We start from the raw sequence: 21,923 nt of genomic DNA, 5'->3' as shown, positions 1-21,923 counted from the left end.
CTTCCCAACTGATGCTTGGTGTAGCTCTTGTTCTTCGCTATCGCGTGGCCGCCGGTCGGCCGCGCACGGGTTCCCCCCGCCTGATTCCGATCTCGCCTCCCTGTTCACTGCCGGAGTCTTGGGTGTGGGTATGCCGATGCCCCGCGCCGCGGACGGCGCGGGGCATCGGTGGCTCTAGGTTACGCGGCGGCGGGCCAGCACCGAGTTGGTGATGGCGATGACGACGCCGACGGCGAAGATCAGCGTACCGAGGATGTTGACCTGCGGCGGCACTCCCTGCCGCACCGCGCCGTAGATCCACAGCGGGAACGTGGTCGTGGCCCCGCTGGTGAACTGCGTGATGACGAAGTCGTCGATGGACAAGGCGAAGGCGAGCAGCGCGCCGGAGATCACGCCCGGCGCGATCATCGGGAAGGTGACCCGCCAGAACGTCGTCCAGGTCGAGGCGCCGAGGTCGCGGGCGGCCTCCTCGAGCGACGGGTCGAGCCCGACGACCCTGGCGCGTACGGTGACCGCGACGAACGACAGCGAGAACAGGACGTGGGCGATCACCACGGTCACGTAGCCCGTCTGCACTCCGGCGCTGACGAACAGCGAGAGCAGCGAGGCGCCCATGACCAGTTCGGGCGAGGAGATCGCGGCGAACATGACGAGGTTCATCGGGCCGGCGCCCTTGAACCGGTAGCGTCCGAGCGCGAGTCCGATGAGTGTGCCGAGGGCGGTGGTGATCGCGGTGGCGGCCAGCGCGATCGTGATCGAGTTGATCACGGCGCCGGTCAGGTCGGGATAGTCGCCGAGGTGTCCCCACCACTTGAAGGTGAAGCCCTGCCAGTTGACGTTGGACTTGCTCTGGGTGTCGTTGAAACCGAACGCGATCATGACGGCGATCGGCGCGAGCAGCCAGGCGAGCACGAGCCAGACGTAGATGTGCAGGAGCCGGTCGCCCAGTCTTGTCCTGGGCTTACGCGTCCTCCCGGGAAGAGTCTGTGTCGTCATCGGGCCGCCGCCTCCAGCACGTTCTGGGTGCCGAGCGCCTTTGCGTAGGCGAAGATGCCGATCAGCATGACCGCCATCAGCGTGAACGACAGGGCCGCGCCCACCGGATAGTCGTTGTTGACCAGATATTGCTGCTGGATGATGTTGCCGATCATCGTGTTGTCCGGCCCGCCGAGGATGGCCGCGTTGACGTAGTCCGCCGTCATCGGCACGAAGGTCATCAGCACCCCGGCGAACAACCCGGGGAGCGACAGCGGCAGCACGATCCGGGTGAACGCGCCGACCCGTGAGGCGTAGAGGTCGTAGGCGGCCTCCACGACCCGGTAGTCGACCCGCTCCAGGGCGACGTAGATCGGGAGCACCATGAACGGCAGATAGTTGTAGACCAGCCCGCCGACCACCGCGACCGTGGTCTGGAGCACCCGGAAGTCCTCGGGCAGCACTCCGATCGACTTGAGCGGCTCGAAGAGGATGCCGTCGTCGGCGAGCAGGAACTTCCACGACACCGTGCGCAGCACGAACGACACGAAGAACGGCAGAAGCACCAGCAGCAGGTAGGTCGACTTGCGCGACCCGCCCTTGAAGGCGATCCAGTAGGCCATCGGATAGGCCAGCGCAATGGCGATCGCCGTGCCGGCCAGGCCGTAGACCGCGGACCGCAGGAACTGCGTCTGGTAGGCGCCGAACGCGTCGAGATAGCCGGCGAAGTTGAAAGTCTGGGCGAACCCGTTGACCACGTCGCCTTCCATCGTGGACACCGAGGCCATGTAGACCAGCGGCACGATGAGGAAGACCAGGAGCCACAGCCCGCCGGGCAGGATCAGCAGATAGGGGGTGAGGCGTCTCATGACTAGCCCTGCGTGATCGGTTGGAAGATGCCCTCGAAGACCTTCTCCTGCTCGCTGGTCAGCGTCACGTAGTTACGCAGCTTGGCCTGGTCGGCGCTGGAGGGGAAGATCAGCGGGCTGTTCGCGATTTGCTCAAGGCTCTCCTTGTCCTCTCCCTTGGCCTTGGCGGCGTCGGCGAGGATGAGCTCCTTGGTGGCGGGCACCGGGGCGATGTAGTTGATGTATTCGACCAGCATCTGCGCCACGTCGGGCCGGTAGACGAAGTCCATCAGCATGAGCGCGTCGACCGGGTTCCGCGCGGTCTTCGGGATGCACATGTTGTCGGTCCAGATGGTGCCGCCCTCGGCGGGCACGACGAACTTGAGGTCCTGCCCCTCGGCGATCTGCTGGAAGACGTCACCCGACCAGGCCATGGTGACCCACACGTCGCCGCGCACCAGCGCGTCGACGTAGTCGTTCTCGTAGTATTTCCGGACGATCCCCTGGTCGCGCTGCTCCTTGAGCTTCGCTGCGGCCTTCTCCCAGTCGGCCTGAGCGGACTTGTCGGGGTCGACGCCGGTCGCGAAGAGGCCGAAGTTGGCCACCTCCTGCGAGTCGAGCATCATGCCGACCTTGCCCTTGTATTTCGGGTTCCACAACTCCTGGACGCTGGTGATCTCCCCGTCGACATATTTCGGGTTGTAGGCGATGCCGGTGACGCCGACGGCCCACGGCACCGTGTAGGCGTTCCCCTGGTCCCACAGCGGGCTCTTGACCCGGCCCGCGGCATTGCCGCCGAAGTTGGGCAGTTGCTTGTGGTCGAGCGGCACCAGGTAGCCGAGCTGGATGGCCCGGTTGAGCTGGATGCTGTTGGTCATGACCATGAGGTCGAACCCGATGTCCTGCCCCGCGGCGAGCTGGGGCTGGATCTTGCCGAACCAGGTGGAGTTGTCCTGCACCGCCTCCTGGTAGGTAACCGAGATCCCGGTCTCCTCCTTGAACAGCTCCAGCGAGGGGTACCGGCTGCCTTCCTTGTCGATGTAGAGCGGCCAGTTGGCGAAGCGCAGCGAGCCGTTCTTCTGCTTGCCCTTCCAGAAGTCGGCGACCGCGTCGGCCTTCGCCACCGTGCCCGTCACGCCTCGGCCGGGGATGCTGCACCCGCTGAGGGCGGCGCCGGCGGCGGCCAGACCGGCCATCTTGAGGGCGGAGCGCCGGCTGATCGCCCGGCGCTGCGTCATGCCACGCAGAAAGGGGGGATCGATACGGGGGTCCATGGGCGCTCTCAACTTCCTATCGCGTACGAGTGCTGCGGCTGCCACGACAACCAGACGGAGTCGCCCCGCTCCGCCGTGGTGCTGCTGTCTAGCGCGTTCTGCTGGAAGACCGTGACCTCCACCCCCGTGGAGAGGCTGACGGCATAGCTGTTGTAGGTCCCGAGGTAGGCCACATCCGTCACCTGGCCGCAGATCGCGCTGGCTCTGCCGTTCGGCCTGTCCGTGGAGATGGTGATCTTCTCGGGCCGGACGGTGACCTCGATCCTTTCGCCCGCCTTCTGCGGCGCGCCGGCCACGAGCACCTGCCCGCACTCCCCGAGGTCGAGTACGGCGAAGCCGTCGTCGACCCGCTCCACCTGACCGCTGAGCAGGTTGCTCGTGCCGATGAACCCGGCCACGAACGCCGTCGCCGGGCGCTCGTAGATCTCACGAGGCCCGGCGAGCTGCTCGACCAGGCCGTGGTTCATGACGGCGATGCGGTCGCTCATGGTGAGCGCCTCGCTCTGGTCGTGGGTGACGTAGACGAAGGTGATGCCGACCTCGCGCTGGATGCGCTTGAGCTCGGTCTGCATGGCCTGGCGGAGTTTGAGGTCGAGTGCGCCGAGCGGCTCGTCCAGCAGGAGGGCGCGCGGGCGGTTGACCAGCGCCCTGGCGAGTGCCACCCGCTGCTGCTGCCCGCCGGACATCTCACGCGGCCGGCGTTTCTCCTTGCCGGTGAGGTCGACGATCTCCAGCATCTCGCCGACCCGCCGTTTGATCTCGGCTTCGGGCGTCTTCCTGCGCCTCAGCCCGAAGGCGACGTTCTCCCAGACGTTCATGTGGGGGAACAGAGCGTACGACTGGAACACCATGTTGACGTCGCGCTTGTTGGGAGGGACGTCCGTGACGTCCTTGCCGTGCAGCTTGACCGTGCCGCGCGAGGGATCCTCGAACCCGGCGATCATCCGCATGGTGGTGGTCTTGCCGCATCCCGACGGGCCGAGCAGGGAGAAGAACTCCCCTTCCGCGATCGTCAGAGAGACGCCCTTGACAGCCTGGACGACCTCACCATGGGAGGGGTATTCCTTGACGACACCGTCGAGTTCAATGGCGGGCACTGCGGAAACGACGGGGGCAGCCGCATCGGCCGCCCCCACGCCCGCCTGGTTAGTGGTCATACCAGGCTTGTCTCTCTTCTCAGTCGGCCTCAGCCGATGTAGTGCATAACGTGCTTGACTCTCATGTAGTCATGCAGACCGAACACGGAAAGGTCCTTGCCGTACCCGGAGTGCTTGAACCCACCGTGGGGCATTTCCGAAACAAACGGGATGTGGGTGTTCACCCAGACAACCCCGAAGTCCAGGTTCTTCGACATCCGCATCGCACGTCCGTGGTCGGACGTCCAGACCGAGCTGGACAGGCCGTATTTCACACCGTTGGCCTTGGCCAGGGCGTCGGCCTCGTCGCTGAAGGTCTGCACGGTGATGACCGGGCCGAACACCTCGGTCTGCACCATCTCGTCGTCCTGCTGGAGCCCGTCGACGACGGTCGGGGCGTAGAAGTAGCCCCGGTCGCCGACCCGCTTGCCGCCGGTCAGCACCTTGGCGTGGTCCGGCGCGCGCTCGATGAAGCCCTCGACGCGGGCGAGCTGGCCGGCGTTGTTGAGCGGGCCGTAGAGCGCCTCCTCGTTATCGAGGTCGCCCGTCACGGTCGCCGCCGCGGCCTGCGCCAGCGCCTCGGCGAACTCCGCGTGGATGCTCTCGTGGACGATCACCCGGCAGGCCGCGGTGCAGTCCTGCCCGGCGTTGTAGAGCCCGGCGCCCGCGATGGCCTCGGCCGCCGCCTTGAGGTCCTTGACGTCCTCGAAGACGACGACCGGCGCCTTGCCGCCGAGCTCCAGGTGGACCCGCTTGAGGTCGTCGGCGGCGGACCTGGCGACCGCCATGCCCGCGCCGACCGAGCCGGTGATGGCGACCATCTGAGCGGCCGGGTGCCCGACGACCAGCGCGCCGGTGTCACGGTCGCCGACGACGACGTTGAACACGCCGGCGGGCAGGACCTCACCCAGGATCTCGGCCAGCTTGACCGTGGAGACGGGGGTGGTGTCGGACGGCTTGAGCACGATCGTGTTGCCGGCCGCCAGCGCGGGGGCGATCTTCCAGACCGCCATCATCATCGGGTAGTTCCAGGGGGTGACCTGGCCGACGACCCCGACCGGCTCGTGCCGGATCACAGAGGTGTGGTCGGCGAGGAACTCACCCGCGGTCGGCCCCTCCAGGGTGCGCGCCGCACCCGCGAAGAAGCGGAAGTGGTCGGCCGCGACCGGGGTCTCGTCCTCGGCCATGCGGGCGCGTGGCTTGCCGGTGTTGCGGCACTCGGCCTCGTTGATCTCGTCCGCCCGCGCCTCGATCGCGTCGGCCACCTTGAGCAGCAGGTTGGCGCGCTCGGCGGGGGTGGTGCGGCCCCAGCTCTCAAAGGCGGCCGCCGCGGCGGCGTATGCCGCGTCGACGTCCTCCTGGCCGGAGATGGGTGCCTCAAGGTAAGGCTCACCCGTGCAGGGGTCGATGATCTCGGAGAACCGGCCGCTCTTGGCGTCCACGAACCCACCATTGATGTAGTTCTGCAGACGGGTGGTCACCGTTGACCTCCTCGGTGGAGTGCTGATGCCGCGACGGGCAACCCAACCCTGACAGAAGCCTGACAGGCGTGCTGAGAGAGCAGACTGACAGAGTAAGGACGCAGCGACAAGGGATTTCGTGGTGAAGATATCAAATTGCTACGGAATCGCTTGACAGACCTTCGAGAGCTGACACGATGGCGGTCCGGGACGGCAACATGACGGGTACACCGCCCTGTCACGTCGGCCTTCGCCCCCGCGAGGGGCCGGATCAGTGGAGGGCGGCACGCGCCGAACTTTTTCGCCCGCTTGAAGGAGAGCTGATGACCACCCCGCCCAAGGTGCGCAGGGAAAGCAGTGAGGCAAGGTCGGCCGGCCCTGTGGTGCTCGACGACATCTCCAAGCAGATCATCGAGCAACTCCAGGAGGACGGGCGCAAGCCGTATGCCGCGATCGGCAAGGCGGTGGGTCTCTCGGAGGCCGCCGTGCGGCAGCGGGTGCAGCGGCTGCTCGACGCGGGCGTCATGCAGATCGTCGCGGTCACCGACCCGCTGACCCTCGGATTCCCCCGTCAGGCGCTCATCGGCATCAAGTGCGAGGGCGACCTGGAGAGCGTCGCGAACGAGTTGTCGGCCATCGACGAGATCGAATACGTCGTGCTGACCGCCGGATCGTTCGACTTGATCGTGGAGGTCGTCTGCGAGGGCGACACCCACCTTCTGGAGATTCTCGGCAAAATCCGCGCGATCCCCACCGTGCGGGCGACAGAGTCGTTCATCTACCTGAAGCTCAAAAAGCAGACCTACTCGTGGGGCACCCGCTAGGCGCCCCTCACGGGAGATACGGCGGAAGCCCGTCATGTGACCCTCGCCACGGCCCGCACCGGCGACCCGTCCGCGCCGGGCAGGTGGAGGGGGAACATCGAGACCTCGATCGCCCGCCCGGCGGCCTGTGCCTCCAGGAGGACGTCGAGCCCCCGGAGGTTCTCCGCGATCACCGCGTGGGCGCCGCAGAGCACCCGGTGGGCCGGGAAGTCGTCGGCGGGGGTGGGGTCGACGCTCAGCGCGTCGATTCCGACCGTGCGCACGCCCGCGGCGACGAGCAGCTCGGCGGCCTCCTCGGTGAGGTAAGGGTGATCGAGGTAGTGATAAGTGCCGAAGTGACCTGCCCAGCCCGTCGCGACTAGCACGATGACGCCCTCGGTGGCGACGGCCTCAAGCCGCTCCGGGCCGATCGGGGAACGCGGGGCGAGGCCCCGCGCGTCGGCCACGGCGGCGGGGCCTGTGAAGCGCTCCAGAGGCAGTTCGTCGAGCCTCGGCAACGAGTCGTCGATGTGGAACGGCGCGTCCACGTGGGTGCCCGACTGCGACCCGAGGTGCAGGCCGAGGACGTTGACCCCGTGGGCGGCGGTTGTCAGCGCCGGGGCGATCTCGACCGACGGATCGCCAGGATAGACGGGCATCCCCGTGGTCAGCGGCACCGACAGGTCGACGATCATGTATGGACGGGCTCCCCTGCAACTCCGTTGTCAGGCCCGATGATAGGCGGCGTCGGCGCGTCCGCGGCACGCACGAGCCGTGGCCCCTTCGGGCCGAAGACCCCACGAGGCTCGGGAAACACCAGAAGCAACAGCAGGTAGAGCAGCCCGGCCACGGCGAGCCCGAGCGGCAGGGCGATGTCCACCCCACCGGCGAGATGGCCGAAGGGCCCGACGAACTGGCCGGGGATGTTGGTGAAGGTGATGGCGACGGCCGCGGAGACGAACCACGCGGACAGGCCGCGCCAGTTCCAACCGTGGCTGAACCAATAGCGCCCGCCGCGCTGGCGCCGGTTGAAGACCTGCAGGGCCTCGGGGTCGTACCACCCGCGCCGCACCACGTAGCCCAGCATCATGATCACCATCCAGGGGGCGGTGCAGGTGATGATCAGCGTGGCGAAGGTCGAGATGCTCTGGGTCAGGTTCATCCAGAACCGCCCCGCGAAAATGAACCCGATGGACAGCACACCGATGAACACGGTCGCCTGGACCCGGCTGAACCTCGTGAAGACGCTGGAGAAGTCGAGGCCCGTGCCGTACAGCGAGGTGGTGCCCGTGGACATGCCGCCGATCAGGGCGATGAGGCAGACGGGAAGGAAATACCACCCCGGGGAGACCGCCAGCAGGCCGCCGACATAGTTGGGGGCAGCCGGATCCATGTACTGCGGAGCCTTGGCGGCGATGATCGAGGCGGTGGCCAGGCCGAAGAAGAACGGGAGGATCGTTGCGATCTGAGCGAGGAACGCGGCGCCCATGACCTTCCTGCGAGGGGTGTCGGCGGGGATATACCTCGACCAGTCCCCCAGGAACGCCCCGAAGGAGACCGGGTTGGACAGCACGATCAGTGCGGCGCCGATGAAAGCCGGCCAGAACAGCGGATCGGCCGTCGAGGCGAACACACCCGGGTAGGAGGGGTCGAAGTCCCCGGCGAAGGCGACGAGGCCGAGCACGAACATCAGCGACGCCGCGGCCACCGCGATCTTGTTCACGAGGAGCATGAAGCGGAAGCCGTAGATGCAGACGGTCAGCACCAGGCTCGCGAAGATCGCATATGCCACGGCGTGCGTCAGGTCGTTCTGCGGGACGCCCACGAGCCGGGCGGCGCCGCCCACGAGCGCGTCCCCTGAAGACCACACCGAGATCGAGAAGAAGGCGACGGCGGTGAGCAGCGCCAGGTAGGAGCCCACGATCCGGCCGTGCACGCCGAGGTGCGCCGACGAGGAGACGGCATTGTTGGTGCCGTTCCGGGGGCCGAAGAGCGAGAGGGGGGCCAGGATGAGCGCCCCGGCCACAAGGCCCGTCAGCGTCGCGGCCAGGCCCTGCCGGAAGGACAGCCCGAAAAGGATGGGGAAGGCGCCGAGCACGCAGGTGGCGAAGGTGTTCGCGCCGCCGAAGGAGACGCGGAAAAGGTCGATGGGGCGTGCCGTACGGTCGCGGTCGGGAATGCGGTCGACGCCGTAGGTCTCGATCTCTGTGATCTTCGGAGACTCGGCGGGCGCCGCCGTCATGAACCCTCCTTGATCGCGAACAGGCTCACCAGGTCGTAGGCGACGTGTGCCGCGGCGACCGAGGTGATCTCCGCGTGGTCGTAGGGCGGTGAGACCTCCACGACGTCGGCGCCGACGAGGTTGGCGCCGGCCAGGCCGCGGAGGATCTCCAGGAGTTCGCGGCTGGTCAGCCCACCCGCCTCCGGAGTGCCCGTACCCGGGGCGTGGGCCGGGTCAAGCACATCGATGTCGATGGAAACGTAAAGAGGGCGGTCGCCGATGCGCTGCCTGAGCGCGCCGATCGTCTCGTCGAGGCCGCGGCGCATCACGTCGGCGCTGGTGACGATGCCGAAGCCGAGCCTCCTGTCCTCGTCGAGGTCCCGGCTTGAGTAAAGCGGGCCTCGGGTGCCGACGTGGCTGAGCGCCTCGGTGTCGAGCACCCCCTCCTCGACGGCACGGCGGAACGGCGTTCCGTGGGTGTATTCCGCGCCGAAATAGGTGTCCCAGGTGTCCAGGTGGGCGTCGAAGTGCAGCAGCGCGACCGGCCCGTGCCGCTTGGCCACCGAACGCAGCAGCGGTAGAGCGACGGTGTGATCGCCGCCGATCGTGACCAGGCGGGTGCCCCCGGCCATGAGGCTCGTGGCGGCGTCCTCGATCATCTCGACGGCCTGGCCGATGTCGAAGGGGTTGCACACGATGTCGCCGGCGTCGGCGACCTGAAGCGCCGCGAACGGGGAGACGGCGAGCCCCGGGTGGTAGGGCCTGAGCAGCCTGCTCGCCTCCCGCACCGCCGACGGGCCGAACCTCGCGCCCGGCCGGTAGGAGACCCCGCTGTCGAACGGTACGCCCACGACCGCCACATCACACCGTTCCACCTCGTCCAGCCGGGGAAGCCGGGCGAAGGTGGCGGGCCCCGCGAAACGCGGCACCTTCGATGAGTCAACGGGCCCACGGGGTTCAGACATACGTCGGGGTTCCTCTCATCACTCGCTCTTCATCGGTGCGCGGAGGATCCCCGGCGGGAGGTTGGGGCGGGAACGCATTGGGGGTAGTCGACACCGCCTGCGCCGGGATCTCGTCAGCGGCACCGCCCGACTTCGTGCCGCCGACCGTCGAGGTAGCGATCGGGAGGAAGTGACCGCTACCGGCGGGGGGTGTGAGCCGGGCTTTGAAGCACGACCTGCGGAGGGAGCAGGTCGTGCCCTCGGGGTTGCCTCCAGTGTGGACGGGTTTTGCCAACCGATTCAATTGTCGCGACCACAGACTGAACCGGTGCGCCTTGTTGCCTCCCACAAGCCATACCTACGCTGGAAGGGTGCCCGTCAACAGGATCAGGGTCGAGGAACTGGTCCGGTTCCCCGCACTGCAACTGCGGGTGATCGCCGGAGAGGCCGGCCTGCAACGCTCCCTCTCGTGGGCTCACGTGAGCGAGCTGGAGGACCCCACGCCGTGGCTGCTCGGCTCTGAGATGATCATGACGACCGGCCTCGCCGTCCCCCGGTCGGCCGCGCGCCAGCGCGCCTACCTCGAACGGCTCGACGGCGCCGGTGTGGCCGCCCTCGCCCTCTCCACGCAGTTGAGCGTGCCGCCCTTGCACAAGGCGTTCTACGACACCGCCGAGGAACGCGGCATACCGGTGCTTGAGGTGCCGCTGTCGGTGCCGTTCATCGCGATCTCCCAGGAGGTCGCGGCTGCCGTGCGGGAAGACGCGGGCGAACGCCTCGGCGCCCAGCTCCAGGTGTTCGGCGCGCTGCGCTGGCTCGCCTCCGAGGACCTCGACAGCGCGACGCTGTTCCAGCGGCTGGAGCGGCTCTCCGGCTACGACCTTTACCTGTGCACCCCGCAGGGCCGCCCGCTGCTGCCCGGGGTGCCCGCCCCGCCCGAGCCCACACCGCTGCCCAGCGGCCCCGACGCGCCGCCCACGATGCCCGGGGGCTTCGTGGTGCCCGTGCCGGCCCCCGGCGGCCCCGCGGGCTATCTGCTCGCCTTCGAACGCGAGGGCGCCCGGCCCTCCGGCCTCGCCGTCGTCCAGCACCTCGCCACCGTGGCCGCCTTCCAGGTCGCCATGGCGCGCCACGAACGCGAGACCCTGCGCCGCGAGGGCGCGGAAACCCTCGCCGAGCTCCTCCAGGACTCCCTCGACCCCGCGATGGCCCGCCGCCGCCTCGTCCGCATGGGCCTGCCGGCCGACGGCGACAACGTGCTGCTCGCCGTACGCGGCGTGAGCGACCAGGCACTCGTCGGCGCCTTGGCCGACCACCCCCACCTGATGCTCCGCCGCCGCGGCGAGCTCTACGTCCTCGCCACCGCCTCCCCCGGCTTGAGTACGGCTGTCGCCTCGCTCCCCGGCGTCTCCGCCGGAATCAGCCGGGCCTTCCCCGTCGGCGACCCCATCAAGGTGGCCGCCCGCGAGGCCGCCTGGGCCGCCTCGCGGGCCGTCGAATCCGGCCAGGCGATCGTGAAATACGGCGACGACACGACCGGCCGCTGGTTGCCCGACGACCCGGCCACCCTCCAGGCGCTCGTGGACCACGTCCTCGGGGATGTCCTCCGCTACGACGCCGATCACGGTGCGGAGTTGCTGCTGTCGGTGCGCACCTGGATGGAACGCGACCGCCACACCGAGGGCGCCGCGGGTGCCCTCCACATCCACCCCAACACCCTGGCCTACCGCCTCCGCCGCTTCGCCGCCCTCAGCGGGCGCGACCTGTCCTCCACAGGGGCCTTCGCGGAGGTGTGGCTGGCCATCAGGGCGGCGGAACAGCTGGGTCTGATCGACTGACCTTCCGGCGGTGCTGCTTGGCCGTGTGGCGCTTTACTGGCGCTGTCTGTCGTCTTGAAGCGCGGCGCTGTTCGGCGGTGGGGGTGGGCTGGTGCGGCGCTGTCTGGCTTGCGGCTGCTTGTGGCGGTGGCCTGGTGCGGCATATGACCGTCTGGCCGGGAGAAGGGCGGAGGGGACGTCGTGGACGCGCACGAGTGCCGGCGCGAGATGGCGGCCGTGCCTTTAGGTCGTGCGCCCCAAGGTCGCAAGCACAAGGCCGGTTCGCATTCGCATCGTGTCGTCTCCTTCGGACGCGGCCGGGGATTCGATACTCCGGCAGGTCATACATACGACACGGGATGTTTCCTTGGCGTTTCCAAGCGGCGGGAGCGGCGTGCCGGCCATGCCGTTCGAGGGTGCGTACGGCGGTGCGTCGCGGTCTCCTTGGTCATCCACGAGCATTCCGCAGACCAGATCGGGAGAAAGCACGAAATGAACGACAGCACAGCGGCCCACCGGCGGCCGGGCCGCGCCGGCTCTTCTGAGCGCACGGCGCAGCAGGCTTATGCTGCACGGACTATTGGTGTTCTTCCAGAAGCTCAAGCAGGTCGGCGACCTTGTCGAGCATCTGCTCGACCTCGGCGATCACGTAGCCGGGGCGCAGGACCACGGTGGTGAATCGCACCGAGCGGGCCTCCGAGGGGGTCACCGGGTCGGCGGACTCGCCGCGCAGGGCGCCGACGACGCGGTCCAGGAAGGCATCGACCTCATCCTCCCGGTAGCCGGCGCCGAGGCGGGCCGAGCCGAAACGTGCCTGCTCGACGCGGTCGGCCTCGGCGGCCAGCCACTCAAGTCCCTCCGGGATCAAGGTGCCGCGGCGAGTTGACCGCAGGCTCCGTCGATCTCACGGCCTCTGGTGTCGCGAACGGTGACGGGCACACCGTGGGACTCCAACCGCCGGACGAACGCCGCCTCGTCCTCCGGGCGCGACGCGGTCCATTTGGAGCCGGGTGTGGGGTTGAGGGGGATCAGGTTGACGTGGGCGAGTTTGCCCTTGATCAGGCGGCCCAGGAGGTCGGCCCGCCACTCCTGATCGTTGATGTCCTTGATCAGGGCGTATTCGATGGAAACACGACGGCCGGTGGTGGCGGCGTAGTCCCAGGCGGCGGAGAGCACCTCGGAGACCTTCCAGCGCGTGTTGACCGGGACCAGCGTGTCGCGTAGCTCGTCGTCGGGCGCGTGCAGCGACAGGGCCAGCGTCACCGGCAGCCCTTCGGCCGCGAGTTTGGCGATGGCGGGCACCAGGCCGACGGTCGACACGGTGACGCCCCGGGCGGAGATGCCGAGCCCGGCGGGGGCCGGGTCGACCAGGCGGCGCACGGCCCCGATGACGGCCTTGTAGTTGGCCAGGGGCTCCCCCATGCCCATGAACACGATGTTGCTGATGCGGCCGGGACCGCCCGGCACCTCACCGGCCGCCATCGCCCTGGCCCCGGCGACCACCTGCTCGACGATCTCGGCGGTGGACATGTTGCGGGTGAGACCGGCCTGGCCGGTGGCGCAGAAGGGGCAGTTCATGCCGCAGCCCGCCTGGGACGACACACAGATCGTGGCCCGCCCGGGATAGCGCATGAGGACCGACTCCACGAGCGCGCCGTCGAACAGGCGCCAGAGCGTCTTGCGCGTGGTGCCGCCGTCGCAGGTGATCTCCTTGACGGGGGTCAGCAGGGTGGGGAACAGGGCCTCGACGAGTTTGGCGCGCGTGGCCGCCGGAAGATCGGTCATCGCCTCCGGGTCGGTGGTGAGCCGCTCGAAGTAGTGACGGGAGAGCTGGTCGGCGCGGAACGCCTTCTCGCCCAGCTCGGCGACCGCGGCGCGCCTTTCCGCCGCGCTCATGTCGGCGAGGTGGCGGGCGGGCTTGGCCCTGCGGGGCGCGGCGAAGGTGAGCAGCGGACGGCCGCTCTCCGTGCTCGGGGCACTCATAGACTCTCCCACTCAAGCTTCTCCCCCAGACCGAAACCTGAGGAGCCCACACCTGTCGAAGCGGCACTTGCCGATGAAGTCACTGCCGGGCGGCGGAACAGCGGAGCGACGAGGCCGGCGCCCGTCTTGGACCATCCGTCTCACCTGTCACACGGATCCCGCCGATCGCACGGGCCCGATCGACTTCCCACAGGCTCTTCATCACGCAGGCGGCGAGGACGCCGCTGACCACACGGCCGGCCAGGCGAATACGGCCGCGCAGTACCTTACCAAATCGTGTCTCACGCCGCCGGACCGGCGGTTCGCCGCGGAGGTCCGGCCTGTCTGACCTCAAGGAGATTCGATGACTTCTGCCGGGGGCCCTGATCCGAGTTCTCGCGTGATCTAAAGTCCATTTGTATGGCGACATTTTGGTCGGCTTCGCCGTCTGAACCGTCCAACCCCTCAGAGCCTTCGGCGTACGAGTCGTCCACCAGCGGTCCGATGCGCGAACCGGACCGCGACCCGGCGTACAGACCCGATCGTGGTTTCGATCAGAGTTCGGGTGACCAGGAGACGGGCGGCGACTCCGCCCGCGCAGCGGGCGCGGGGGCCCGGCGGGCCGGGCCACGTCACCGTATGCCCGCGGAATCCGAGCCGGGCGACGAGGGTGGAAGATCGGCGAGCGTGGACACCGAGGTCGTCCTGAACGACGACAATCCCTACCGCAGCAGGACTCTGGTCGTCGAGTGCGACGAGGTGTCCTCCGTGGCCTACCTGTGCGCCAGGGACGGCACGGTTCACGGGGCGTCGTGGCTGGCCAACCACGTCGAGGCCCCTGAGGAGATCGACGCGGGCCGCATCAGCGCGGGCCTGCCGCCGCTCATGCCCCGCGCGAACACCCGCAACCCGACCGGCAGGGACCGCCTGGGGCGTTTGTCGGCCCTCTGGTTCGAGGAGGGGGACGGCGTGGCCCTGTACGAGGGCACCGAGTTGCTCGCCGTCATCCCGGGGTGGGCCGACGTCAGCCGGGGTATGCCGGGATATGCCCGTGACGCCCTCGGCGAATCTCCCTTCGCGTGGTCGCTGGCCGACGCCTACGAAGGGCTCGGGCCCCGCCTGGCCAAGGCCCACTCCTACTGGCAGTGGCGGCGGGCTGAGGCGTCCTGGGCGTCGTTCCAGCAGTTCGTGATGGGGCACCTGGACGTCATGACGGGCCCGGCCGGACGCTATTGGGACGCGGGAGGCGACCGGCTGCCGACGATGGGGATCACCGAGCGGCCCCCGCACGATCAGCGCAGTTTCACCATCTTGTCAACGGTCGGCATGAGCTGCCAGCGCATGCCGACCGTCGAACGCTATATCGACCGGCCCGATGCCTTCGCCCGCATCGAACTCGCGGTCGCCACCAGGGGCGACCCGCGGGAAGCGGCCCGGTTGTTCCTCTGGCTGGGCCAATATCCGTGGCACTCCGTCACCTGGCTGGGGCACTGCCACACCGCCAAGTGGTATCACGACCCGGCCACATTCCCGTTGGGCGCAGGGTTCGCCGGAGTGATGCTGGTCGCCGATCCGCCGGGGTTGCCGCCGTTGTCGGGGTTCACGTTTGGGGGCGACGCCGTACGGTGGCTCTGGCTTGTGCCGTTGACCGAGGGAGAGTTGTCCTCGTCGGCGGGTGAAGGGGCGCAATCGGTGCTGAACGGGCTGTCACACCACCGCTTCTTCGCCTGATCAGCGGTTCTGTGTGAGATCAGTGCACTGATCGGTGTTCTTCGCGTGATCAGTGCACGAAGATCGACAACAGGATCCAGGCCGGGATCGAAGCCGCGACGAGCGAGTCCAGCCTGTCCATCCAGCCGCCGTGGCCGGGCAGGGCCTTGCCCATGTCCTTCATGCCCACATCACGCTTGATGACCGACTCGACGAGATCACCGACGGTGGCGAAGACCACCATGACCGCGCCGAACAGAACTCCCTGCCAGATCTCACCGTCGAGCAGCCACACCATTAGCCAGGCCCCCACCGCCATGCACATGAGCGACGATCCGGCGAATCCCTCCCAGGTCTTCTTCGGGCTGATCGTCGGTGACATGGGGTGTTTGCCGAACAGAACGCCGGCGGCGTAACCCCCGATATCGCTGGCCGCCGTGGTGGCGATGAAGACGATCACCCGGTCGGGACCGTGCGGCTGGGCGAGCATGAGCGCCACCACGGCCGCCAGCAGAGAGGGGTAGACAAGCGTCAAGACGGTGGCCGCCGTCTCACGGACATAGTTTTCCGCGCCCAGAAACATGCGCCACGCCATAAGGCCGAAGGCAAGGAGTGCGAACAGCCCCAGCAGCCAGGTGGTGCCACCCCAATAGGCGGCGGCGAGCATGCCCGCCGAGCCCGCCAGAACCGGGATCAGCGGCACCCGGATGTCCGAGGCGGCGAACGCCTTGACCAACTCGTTCACCCCGGCCCCGACCGCCACGGCGACCACGGCAAGGAAGAGCTCTTCCACGAAATAGAGCGAGCCGATGATGACCGCGCCCAACACGACGCCCACCGCAATCGCCGCGGGAAGGTTGCGTCCGGCACGACCGTCACCCGGTGCGCCCTTTGTGGAATCGGGATTGCCTTCGGCAGCCGAACCTTCCACTACGGTCTCACTCTCACGCGCGTGATCCTTGCGCCCCCGCCGCTTAAGGGCGGGGAACACAAGGATCACGATTGACTTGCCCCCTCGGGCGGGGACTCAGACCTCAAGCAGCTCGGCTTCCTTGTGCTTGAGCAGCTCGTCGATCTTGGCAACGTGCTTCTGGGTGAGCTCATCGAGCTCCTTCTCCGCTCGGCGCACCTCGTCCTCGCCGACCTCGCCGTCCTTCATGAACTTGTCGAGGGTCTCCTTGGAGCGGCGGCGGATGTTGCGCACGGAGATCTTGCCGTCCTCGGCCTTGGAACGCGCGACCTTGATGTATTCCTTGCGGCGCTCCTCCGACAGCTCGGGGAACACCACACGGATGACCTGGCCGTCGTTGGACGGGTTGACACCGAGGTCGCTGTCGCGAATGGCGCGCTCGATCGCGCTCATCGACCCGCGGTCGAACGGCTGCACGATCACCATGCGGGCCTCGGGCACGTGGAACGAGGCGAGTTGCTGAATCGGCGTCTGAGAGCCGTAGTATTCAGCGCTGATCTTGTTGAACATGGCGGGTGTGACACGGCCGGTACGGATGCCCGCGAAGTCGTCCTTGGCGACCATGACGGCCTTGTCCATTTTCTCTTCGGCTTCGAAGAGAGTTTCCTCGATCACAGTGTGGCTCCCTTTCTCCCTACCCGCGCGGGGGGACAGGCCCCCGCACACCCCTCCGACTACTTGGCCGGGCTCACAAGCGTGCCGATCTTCTCACCACGCACCGCCCGCAGGATGTTGCCCTCACCCATCAGGTCGAAGACCACGATCGGCAGGCCGTTGTCCATGCAGAGGCTGATCGCGGTGGCGTCCATGACGCCGAGTCCGCGAGTGAGCACCTCGCCATAGTCGAGATGGTCGAACCGTACGGCATCGGGGTTCTTACGCGGGTCGGAGTCGTAAACCCCGTCCACCTGCGTGCCCTTCAGCAACGCCTCGGCACCGATCTCCAACGCCCGCTGAGCGGCGCAGGTATCGGTCGAGAAGAACGGCGATCCGAGACCGGCCCCGAAGATCACCACGCGCCCCTTCTCCAGGTGGCGGATGGCGCGACGGGGCAGGAACGGCTCTGCCACCTGCTGCATGGTGATGGCCGTCTGGACACGGGTGTCGATGCCCCGCTTCTCCAGGAAGTCCTGCAGCGCAAGGCAGTTGATCACCGTGCCCAGCATCCCCATGTAGTCGGCCCGAGCCCGGTCGATGCCCCGCTCGGACAACACGGCGCCGCGGAACATGTTTCCGCCGCCGACGACCACGGAGACCTGCACGCCGACACGCACGGCCTCGGCTATGGAATCGGCCAGGTGGCCGACCACGCCGGCGTCGATGCCGAGCGGCTCCCCGCCGGCGAACGCCTCACCGGACAACTTGAGCATGACCCGTTTCCAGCGAAGCGGACCCGAAATGGGCGAATCCGCCGACGCAGCTGGGTCGTGATTCTCCTGCACGTAGGCGGCCTCCTCGTGTGGTCGTCATAAGAGAAGAGCTGGTCCAAGCTTAGGATGTGGCAATCCTGTGCTTGGCCCGGGACAGGACCTTGCCGGTCTTATCCTTTGAGTCCCTTAGATCTTTGAGCATGCCACCCTCCGTTGGCGAGTCCGCCCCCAGGGGGCGGCGAGCCGTCCGGCGGCGTCCCCGGCCCAGGTCGGACCGGGAGCTCGACTCGGGTGACCGGGCCGGCCGGCCACCGCGCCGTATGTTCGATTGTCCGACGTGCGGGGTGGTTCGTACATCCCGGGCGGTGCATCCGGGAGGATAACGCGGCTCACGGGCTGTCGTGGAGCCGTGGCGCGTGCCTCTCGGTGCCGGGCCGGCACTCATGTCACACGCCTTGGTCTGTGCACTGGCGCACCGCCGGTCACTCAAGACCGGCCGAGCCGGGTTCGCCCCGGCCGGCCGCCCAAGCCCTGGCCGAGCCGGTTTGACACGACCAGCCACTCAAGCCCTGGCCGAGCCAGTTTGACTCGACCAGCCGCCCAAGCCCTGGCCGAGCCGGTTTGACACGACCAGCCGCTCAAGACCGGCGACGGCCCGCGGAGCCGGATCGGCTCCGCCGGCGATCACCGGCCAAGAGCCGAGATCGGCCCAACCGGGCGACCACCACCCGCCTCGATCACGACCGATGCGCCTGCGAGGGCCCTTAGCCTCCCCTTGGGGAAACTCAGGGCCACACACCCCTTCGCACAAGACCCCACACAGCCAGAGGAGCCCTCCGTGAGATCCGCTCCTAGAGCGATCCACGGCGAGCTCCACGGGTGGGACTTAGGCCTGGCCGACCTTGAAGCGGACGAAGTCCAGGATCTTGACCCCGGCCTCCTCCGCGACCTTCGCGATCGGCGTCTTGTTGTCGCGGACCGAGGCCTGCTGAACCAGCGTGAAGTCCTTGTACCACGCGCTGACGCGACCCTCGACGATCTTGGGGATGGCGCCCTCGGGCTTGCCCTCCTCGCGGGTCATCTGCTCGAAGACCGCACGCTCCTTGTCGAGCACATCGGCCGGCACGGTCTCCGGGCTGAGGTACTTCGGCGCCATCGCGGCGGTGTGCTGCGCGAAGAAGCGGCCCACCTCGGCGTTGGGCACGTCGAGCTGGATCAGCACGCCCACGGTCGGCGGAAGCTGCGGGTCGGACTTGTGCATGTAGGAGGTGACGTAGCCACCCTCCAGCACCGAGAACCTGCGCACCTCGATCTTCTCACCGAGAGCGGCGTTGGCCTCGTCGAGCAGCTCCTTGACCGGACGCCCGGCGATCTGCGACTCCAGCAGGGTCGGCACGTCGCCCGGCTTGGTGGCCACGATGTGGTCGACGATCGTCGCGGCCAACTCCTGGAACCGGTCGCCCTTGGCCACGAAGTCGGTCTCGCAGGCCAGCTCAAGCAGACCCGCCAGGGCGTCGCCCTCGTGCTTGACGGCCACCAGGCCGTTGGAGGCGGTGCGCGCCTCACGCTTGCCGACGTCCTTGGCACCCTTGATGCGCAGGATCTCGACGGCGCGGTCGAAGTCGCCCTCGGCCTCCTCCAGCGCCTTCTTGCAGTCCATCATGCCCGCGGCGGTCAGCTCACGCAGCCGCTTGACATCGGCCATGTTCACAGAAGCCATTGTCATTTCCTCGTGGAAGTCGTCGTGGACCGGGCGGGCGCCCACGGCCCCGCCCCAGGCCACCCGCCCGATCATCGAGCGGGCCGCCCAGGGCTCGGAGCGACATCGCACACCCACCCGGGGGAAAGCCGGTGAACCTCTCCGTGCGGAGAAGCTCGGGAGTACGGCTTGCGCCGTACGGAACCTCACGCCTGCTCGGTGTCCTTCGCCTCAGGAGCCTCGGGAGCCGCCTCGGTGGCCTCGGGGGCCTCAGCAGCGGCCTCGCCGGCCTCCGCGGCCTCGGGAGCGGCAGCCTGCGGCTCCGCGGCGGCCGGGGCCTCAGCCTCGGTGCGCTCAAGCAGCTCGCGCTCCCACTCGGCCAAGGGCTCGACGTCGGCGGCGGCCGCCGGCTTGTCATCCCCACGCGACACACCGGCCCGCGCCATCAGACCGTCGGCCACCGCGTCCGCGATCACGCGGGTCAGCAGGCTGACCGAACGAATCGCGTCGTCGTTGCCCGGAATCGGGTAGTCGACCTCGTCCGGGTCGCAGTTGGTGTCGAGGATCGCGACAACCGGGATGTTGAGCTTGCGGGCCTCGTTGACGCCGATGTGCTCCTTCTTGGTGTCCACGACCCACACCGCGCTCGGCACACGGGCCATGTCCCGGATGCCGCCGAGGGTGCGCTCCAGCTTCTCCTTCTCGCGGCGGCGCATGAGGAGCTCCTTCTTCGTGAGCCCCGAACCCGCCACGTTGTCGAAGTCGAGCTCCTCGAGCTCCTTCAGACGCTGAAGCCGCTTGTGCACGGTGGAGAAGTTCGTGAGCATGCCGCCCAGCCAACGCTGGTTGACGTAGGGCATGCCGACCCGCGTCGCCTGCTCGGCGATGGCCTCCTGAGCCTGCTTCTTCGTGCCGATGAACAGGATCGAACCGCCGTGCGCGACCGTCTCCTTGACGAAGTCATAGGCGCGGTCGATGAACGACAGCGACTTCTGCAGGTCGATGATGTAAATGCCGTTGCGCTCCGTGAAAATGAAACGCTTCATCTTCGGGTTCCACCGGCGGGTCTGGTGGCCGAAGTGCACGCCGCTCTCAAGGAGCTGTCGCATGGTGACGACGGGGGCCATAGTGATGGTCCTCCTGATCGGGGCGCCCATGCCTGGGCGCGTTTCTCGGTTATCCGCGGCGACCGCATGAGCCGCCGCGCCTGACGCCCTGAGTCACTCCAGCCGAATCGACATCCGGACCGAGGGAGCAACATCGCCTTCGGGCGTGCGAAGTCGGCCTGCCTAAGACAGGCCATCGCAAAGTCTACCGCTCACCCGACGCCCCCTCACCCCACACGCCAATCCGAACCTCGGGGTCTCTTCGTCGAACCGCGTTCGGAACTGGCTCGTCACACCTGTATCGAAGGCCACGTAGGCATCAGGCGTCCCGGCCTTCTCTTCCGGTTGCGGTTGGCTGGGAGTGGTGGGCTACTTCATCGAGACGCGCTTATCCAGACCGGCTTGATCAGACTGGCTTGATCAGACTGGCTTGATCGGACTGGCTTATCCAGACCGGCTTGATCGGACCGGCCTTTCCGGACCCGCTCAAGCAGCTCCACTCAACCAGACTGCCTCGACCAACCCCACTCAACCAGTCCCGACTGCCCAGATCGGCTCAACCAGGCCGGCTCAACCAACCCTGGTCGCTCAGACCGGCTCCTCCAGATCCACGAACTGGGCCCCCCGGGCCTGCGCCATTCCGAATTGGCGGCACACCGGTCCCCATTAACGGCAGACCAGGCTCCCAAGGAACCCCTCGTCCCCGTTTCAACGCCCCTACCTTGCGTTGCCCCAGGCGCTCCGCCATTCATCGACGCGCCGTTATCCACAGCTCAACCTGCGCAGTCACCGTTGTCCACAGATTCCCCGCCGCCCCCGACAGACAGCCTCGCGATCCGTCATCGTGCTGGCATGGATCCCACCCGCACCCTCCCTCCCCACCCGACGACAACCAGTGGAAACAGCGATGCCGCCGCCACAAGGAGGCACCGTCCGCCCACCAGGCCCGTCCTGCCCGCTCTCCTCACCACCGGATTGCTCTACGCAACCCTCGCCATCCCCACACAGCACCCCCAGCCCTCAAAATTGACCAATAGAGCCACTACTCCCAAGATCACTGCATCCTGGCAGCAGCGCCAACCTCCCCCCAAACCCCAGATCACCCCCTCCCCCGTCAGGCCCCAAGCAAGTCGCATCCCCCGACATCACCCGCCCAACCCTGACGAAGCGTCACCCCGCACCAACGCACGCCCCGAGTGGCGATGGCCTTTGGAAGGCAGCCCTCAAGTGCTCCGCGCCTTCCAACCGCCCGCCGCCCCCTGGCTCGCCGGCCACCGAGGAGTGGACCTGACTGCGGCTGAAGGCCAGACCGTCCTAGCCGCAGGCACGGGCACCGTGCACTTCGCCGGCCAGGCCGGCGGACGAGCAGTGATCTCCCTAATGCACCCCAACGGCCTGCGCACGACCTACCTCCCCGCAAGAGCGTCGGTACGGCGAGGCCAAGCCGTTTCACCAGGCGACCCCATAGGCGTGGTGACGGAGTCGGCCGGTCACTGCACCAGGGCATGCCTTCACTGGGGTCTCCTCAGGGACGGCACCTATCTCAACCCACTCCTGCTTGTCAGACCACCCCAGGTACGACTACTGCCGCGCTGGGACCCACAACCCACCACGAGCTGACCCCACGA

19 protein-coding genes are annotated in these 21,923 nt (G+C 67.9%); 4 read left to right on the top strand and 15 right to left on the bottom strand.

The genetic code is table 11. The annotated features are described in order from the left end of the window. Positions 1–174: 174 nt before the first annotated feature. The 5 genes from Ssi02_RS08285 to Ssi02_RS08265 are packed head-to-tail and all read right to left on the bottom strand — an operon-like array spanning position 175 to position 5,714. Entirely contained in the window at positions 175–996 is an 822-nt protein-coding gene (locus Ssi02_RS08285) for an ABC transporter permease (protein WP_204022882.1), read from the bottom strand. After that, positions 993–1,844 (bottom strand): ABC transporter permease, encoded by an 852-nt coding sequence (locus Ssi02_RS08280; protein WP_204022879.1) that lies wholly within the window; start codon positions 1,842–1,844, stop codon positions 993–995. Before Ssi02_RS08280 ends, Ssi02_RS08285 begins: the two co-directional genes overlap by 4 nt. A gap of 2 nt (positions 1,845–1,846) precedes the next feature. Continuing rightward, the gene (locus tag Ssi02_RS08275; protein ID WP_204022876.1) at positions 1,847–3,097 is read right to left on the bottom strand and encodes an ABC transporter substrate-binding protein; all 1,251 of its coding nucleotides are present in this window, start codon (positions 3,095–3,097) and stop codon (positions 1,847–1,849) included. Positions 3,098–3,105: 8 nt separating this feature from the next. Then, positions 3,106–4,254, bottom strand: a complete 1,149-nt coding sequence (locus tag Ssi02_RS08270) for an ABC transporter ATP-binding protein (RefSeq protein WP_204022873.1) — start codon at positions 4,252–4,254, stop codon at positions 3,106–3,108. Positions 4,255–4,283: 29 nt separating this feature from the next. Next, positions 4,284–5,714, bottom strand: coding sequence for a gamma-aminobutyraldehyde dehydrogenase (locus tag Ssi02_RS08265; protein WP_204022871.1), 1,431 nt, complete (start codon positions 5,712–5,714; stop codon positions 4,284–4,286). 302 nt (positions 5,715–6,016) lie between these two features. Here Ssi02_RS08265 and Ssi02_RS08260 point away from each other — a divergent pair, with 302 nt between their 5' ends. Next, positions 6,017–6,517: an Lrp/AsnC family transcriptional regulator gene (locus Ssi02_RS08260; RefSeq protein ID WP_204022868.1), complete on the top strand. Its 501-nt coding sequence runs from the start codon at positions 6,017–6,019 to the stop codon at positions 6,515–6,517. A 32-nt stretch (positions 6,518–6,549) separates the two neighbouring features. Here the strand turns inward: Ssi02_RS08260 and Ssi02_RS08255 are convergent, their stop codons facing one another. Genes Ssi02_RS08255 through speB form a run of 3 tightly spaced genes read right to left on the bottom strand, consistent with a single transcriptional unit; the run spans position 6,550 to position 9,682 of the window. After that, positions 6,550–7,191: a cyclase family protein gene (locus Ssi02_RS08255; protein ID WP_204022866.1), complete on the bottom strand. Its 642-nt coding sequence runs from the start codon at positions 7,189–7,191 to the stop codon at positions 6,550–6,552. Beyond that, positions 7,188–8,738: a purine-cytosine permease family protein gene (locus Ssi02_RS08250; protein WP_204022864.1), complete on the bottom strand. Its 1,551-nt coding sequence runs from the start codon at positions 8,736–8,738 to the stop codon at positions 7,188–7,190. Before Ssi02_RS08250 ends, Ssi02_RS08255 begins: the two co-directional genes overlap by 4 nt. Next, positions 8,735–9,682 (bottom strand): agmatinase, encoded by a 948-nt coding sequence (gene speB / locus Ssi02_RS08245; protein WP_204022862.1) that lies wholly within the window; start codon positions 9,680–9,682, stop codon positions 8,735–8,737. The genes Ssi02_RS08250 and speB overlap by 4 nt, the downstream gene beginning before the upstream one ends. Before the next feature lie 350 nt (positions 9,683–10,032). On the opposite strand from speB, the gene Ssi02_RS08240 reads away from it, so the two are divergent. Continuing rightward, positions 10,033–11,499, top strand: coding sequence for a PucR family transcriptional regulator (locus Ssi02_RS08240; protein ID WP_204022860.1), 1,467 nt, complete (start codon positions 10,033–10,035; stop codon positions 11,497–11,499). 556 nt (positions 11,500–12,055) lie between these two features. Here Ssi02_RS08240 and Ssi02_RS08235 read toward each other — a convergent pair. Both Ssi02_RS08235 and rlmN read right to left on the bottom strand, forming a co-directional pair. After that, the gene (locus tag Ssi02_RS08235; RefSeq protein WP_204022859.1) at positions 12,056–12,346 is read right to left on the bottom strand and encodes a DivIVA domain-containing protein; all 291 of its coding nucleotides are present in this window, start codon (positions 12,344–12,346) and stop codon (positions 12,056–12,058) included. Next, positions 12,343–13,461 (bottom strand): dual-specificity RNA methyltransferase RlmN, encoded by a 1,119-nt coding sequence (gene rlmN / locus Ssi02_RS08230; RefSeq protein ID WP_204022855.1) that lies wholly within the window; start codon positions 13,459–13,461, stop codon positions 12,343–12,345. The genes Ssi02_RS08235 and rlmN overlap by 4 nt, the downstream gene beginning before the upstream one ends. Before the next feature lie 483 nt (positions 13,462–13,944). Between rlmN and Ssi02_RS08225 the strand changes: the two genes are divergently transcribed. Then, positions 13,945–15,171 (top strand): suppressor of fused domain protein, encoded by a 1,227-nt coding sequence (locus Ssi02_RS08225; protein ID WP_239128702.1) that lies wholly within the window; start codon positions 13,945–13,947, stop codon positions 15,169–15,171. A gap of 49 nt (positions 15,172–15,220) precedes the next feature. Here the strand turns inward: Ssi02_RS08225 and Ssi02_RS08220 are convergent, their stop codons facing one another. The 5 genes from Ssi02_RS08220 to rpsB all read right to left on the bottom strand — a co-directional run bounded on the left by Ssi02_RS08220 (position 15,221) and on the right by rpsB (position 20,316). After that, the gene (locus tag Ssi02_RS08220; protein WP_275410625.1) at positions 15,221–16,081 is read right to left on the bottom strand and encodes a phosphatidate cytidylyltransferase; all 861 of its coding nucleotides are present in this window, start codon (positions 16,079–16,081) and stop codon (positions 15,221–15,223) included. A 96-nt stretch (positions 16,082–16,177) separates the two neighbouring features. Then, complete coding sequence (gene frr / locus Ssi02_RS08215; RefSeq protein WP_204022851.1) at positions 16,178–16,735, bottom strand: ribosome recycling factor; 558 nt, start codon at positions 16,733–16,735, stop codon at positions 16,178–16,180. Between the two features lie 59 nt (positions 16,736–16,794). Then, entirely contained in the window at positions 16,795–17,562 is a 768-nt protein-coding gene (pyrH, locus tag Ssi02_RS08210; RefSeq protein WP_307825601.1) for a UMP kinase, read from the bottom strand. An 814-nt stretch (positions 17,563–18,376) separates the two neighbouring features. Beyond that, positions 18,377–19,210, bottom strand: a complete 834-nt coding sequence (gene tsf, locus Ssi02_RS08205; protein WP_204022849.1) for a translation elongation factor Ts — start codon at positions 19,208–19,210, stop codon at positions 18,377–18,379. 185 nt (positions 19,211–19,395) lie between these two features. After that, positions 19,396–20,316, bottom strand: a complete 921-nt coding sequence (gene rpsB, locus Ssi02_RS08200; RefSeq protein WP_204022847.1) for a 30S ribosomal protein S2 — start codon at positions 20,314–20,316, stop codon at positions 19,396–19,398. A gap of 1,206 nt (positions 20,317–21,522) precedes the next feature. Here rpsB and Ssi02_RS08195 point away from each other — a divergent pair. Then, a complete protein-coding gene (locus tag Ssi02_RS08195) occupies positions 21,523–21,915 on the top strand; it encodes a M23 family metallopeptidase (RefSeq protein WP_204022844.1) in 393 nt (130 codons plus the stop codon). Positions 21,916–21,923: the final 8 nt, after the last annotated feature.

Origin of the sequence: Sinosporangium siamense (assembly GCF_016863435.1) — a bacterium.
Taxonomy (GTDB): Bacteria; Actinomycetota; Actinomycetes; order Streptosporangiales; family Streptosporangiaceae; genus Sinosporangium; species Sinosporangium siamense.
The sequence above is the reverse complement of the archived record's forward strand: the minus strand, read 5'-3'. Positions and strand labels throughout refer to the sequence as shown.

Coding starts and splice junctions, on each gene's coding strand:
- Ssi02_RS08285 (WP_204022882.1), bottom strand. CDS start 996: ATGACGACACAGACTCTTCCCGGGAGGACGCGTAAGCCCAGGACAAGA.
- Ssi02_RS08280 (WP_204022879.1), bottom strand. CDS start 1,844: ATGAGACGCCTCACCCCCTATCTGCTGATCCTGCCCGGCGGGCTGTGG.
- Ssi02_RS08275 (WP_204022876.1), bottom strand. CDS start 3,097: ATGGACCCCCGTATCGATCCCCCCTTTCTGCGTGGCATGACGCAGCGC.
- Ssi02_RS08270 (WP_204022873.1), bottom strand. CDS start 4,254: ATGACCACTAACCAGGCGGGCGTGGGGGCGGCCGATGCGGCTGCCCCC.
- Ssi02_RS08260 (WP_204022868.1), top strand. CDS start 6,017: ATGACCACCCCGCCCAAGGTGCGCAGGGAAAGCAGTGAGGCAAGGTCG.
- Ssi02_RS08255 (WP_204022866.1), bottom strand. CDS start 7,191: ATGATCGTCGACCTGTCGGTGCCGCTGACCACGGGGATGCCCGTCTAT.
- Ssi02_RS08250 (WP_204022864.1), bottom strand. CDS start 8,738: ATGACGGCGGCGCCCGCCGAGTCTCCGAAGATCACAGAGATCGAGACC.
- speB (WP_204022862.1), bottom strand. CDS start 9,682: ATGTCTGAACCCCGTGGGCCCGTTGACTCATCGAAGGTGCCGCGTTTC.
- rlmN (WP_204022855.1), bottom strand. CDS start 13,461: ATGAGTGCCCCGAGCACGGAGAGCGGCCGTCCGCTGCTCACCTTCGCC.
- Ssi02_RS08225 (WP_239128702.1), top strand. CDS start 13,945: ATGCGCGAACCGGACCGCGACCCGGCGTACAGACCCGATCGTGGTTTC.
- tsf (WP_204022849.1), bottom strand. CDS start 19,210: ATGGCTTCTGTGAACATGGCCGATGTCAAGCGGCTGCGTGAGCTGACC.
- rpsB (WP_204022847.1), bottom strand. CDS start 20,316: ATGGCCCCCGTCGTCACCATGCGACAGCTCCTTGAGAGCGGCGTGCAC.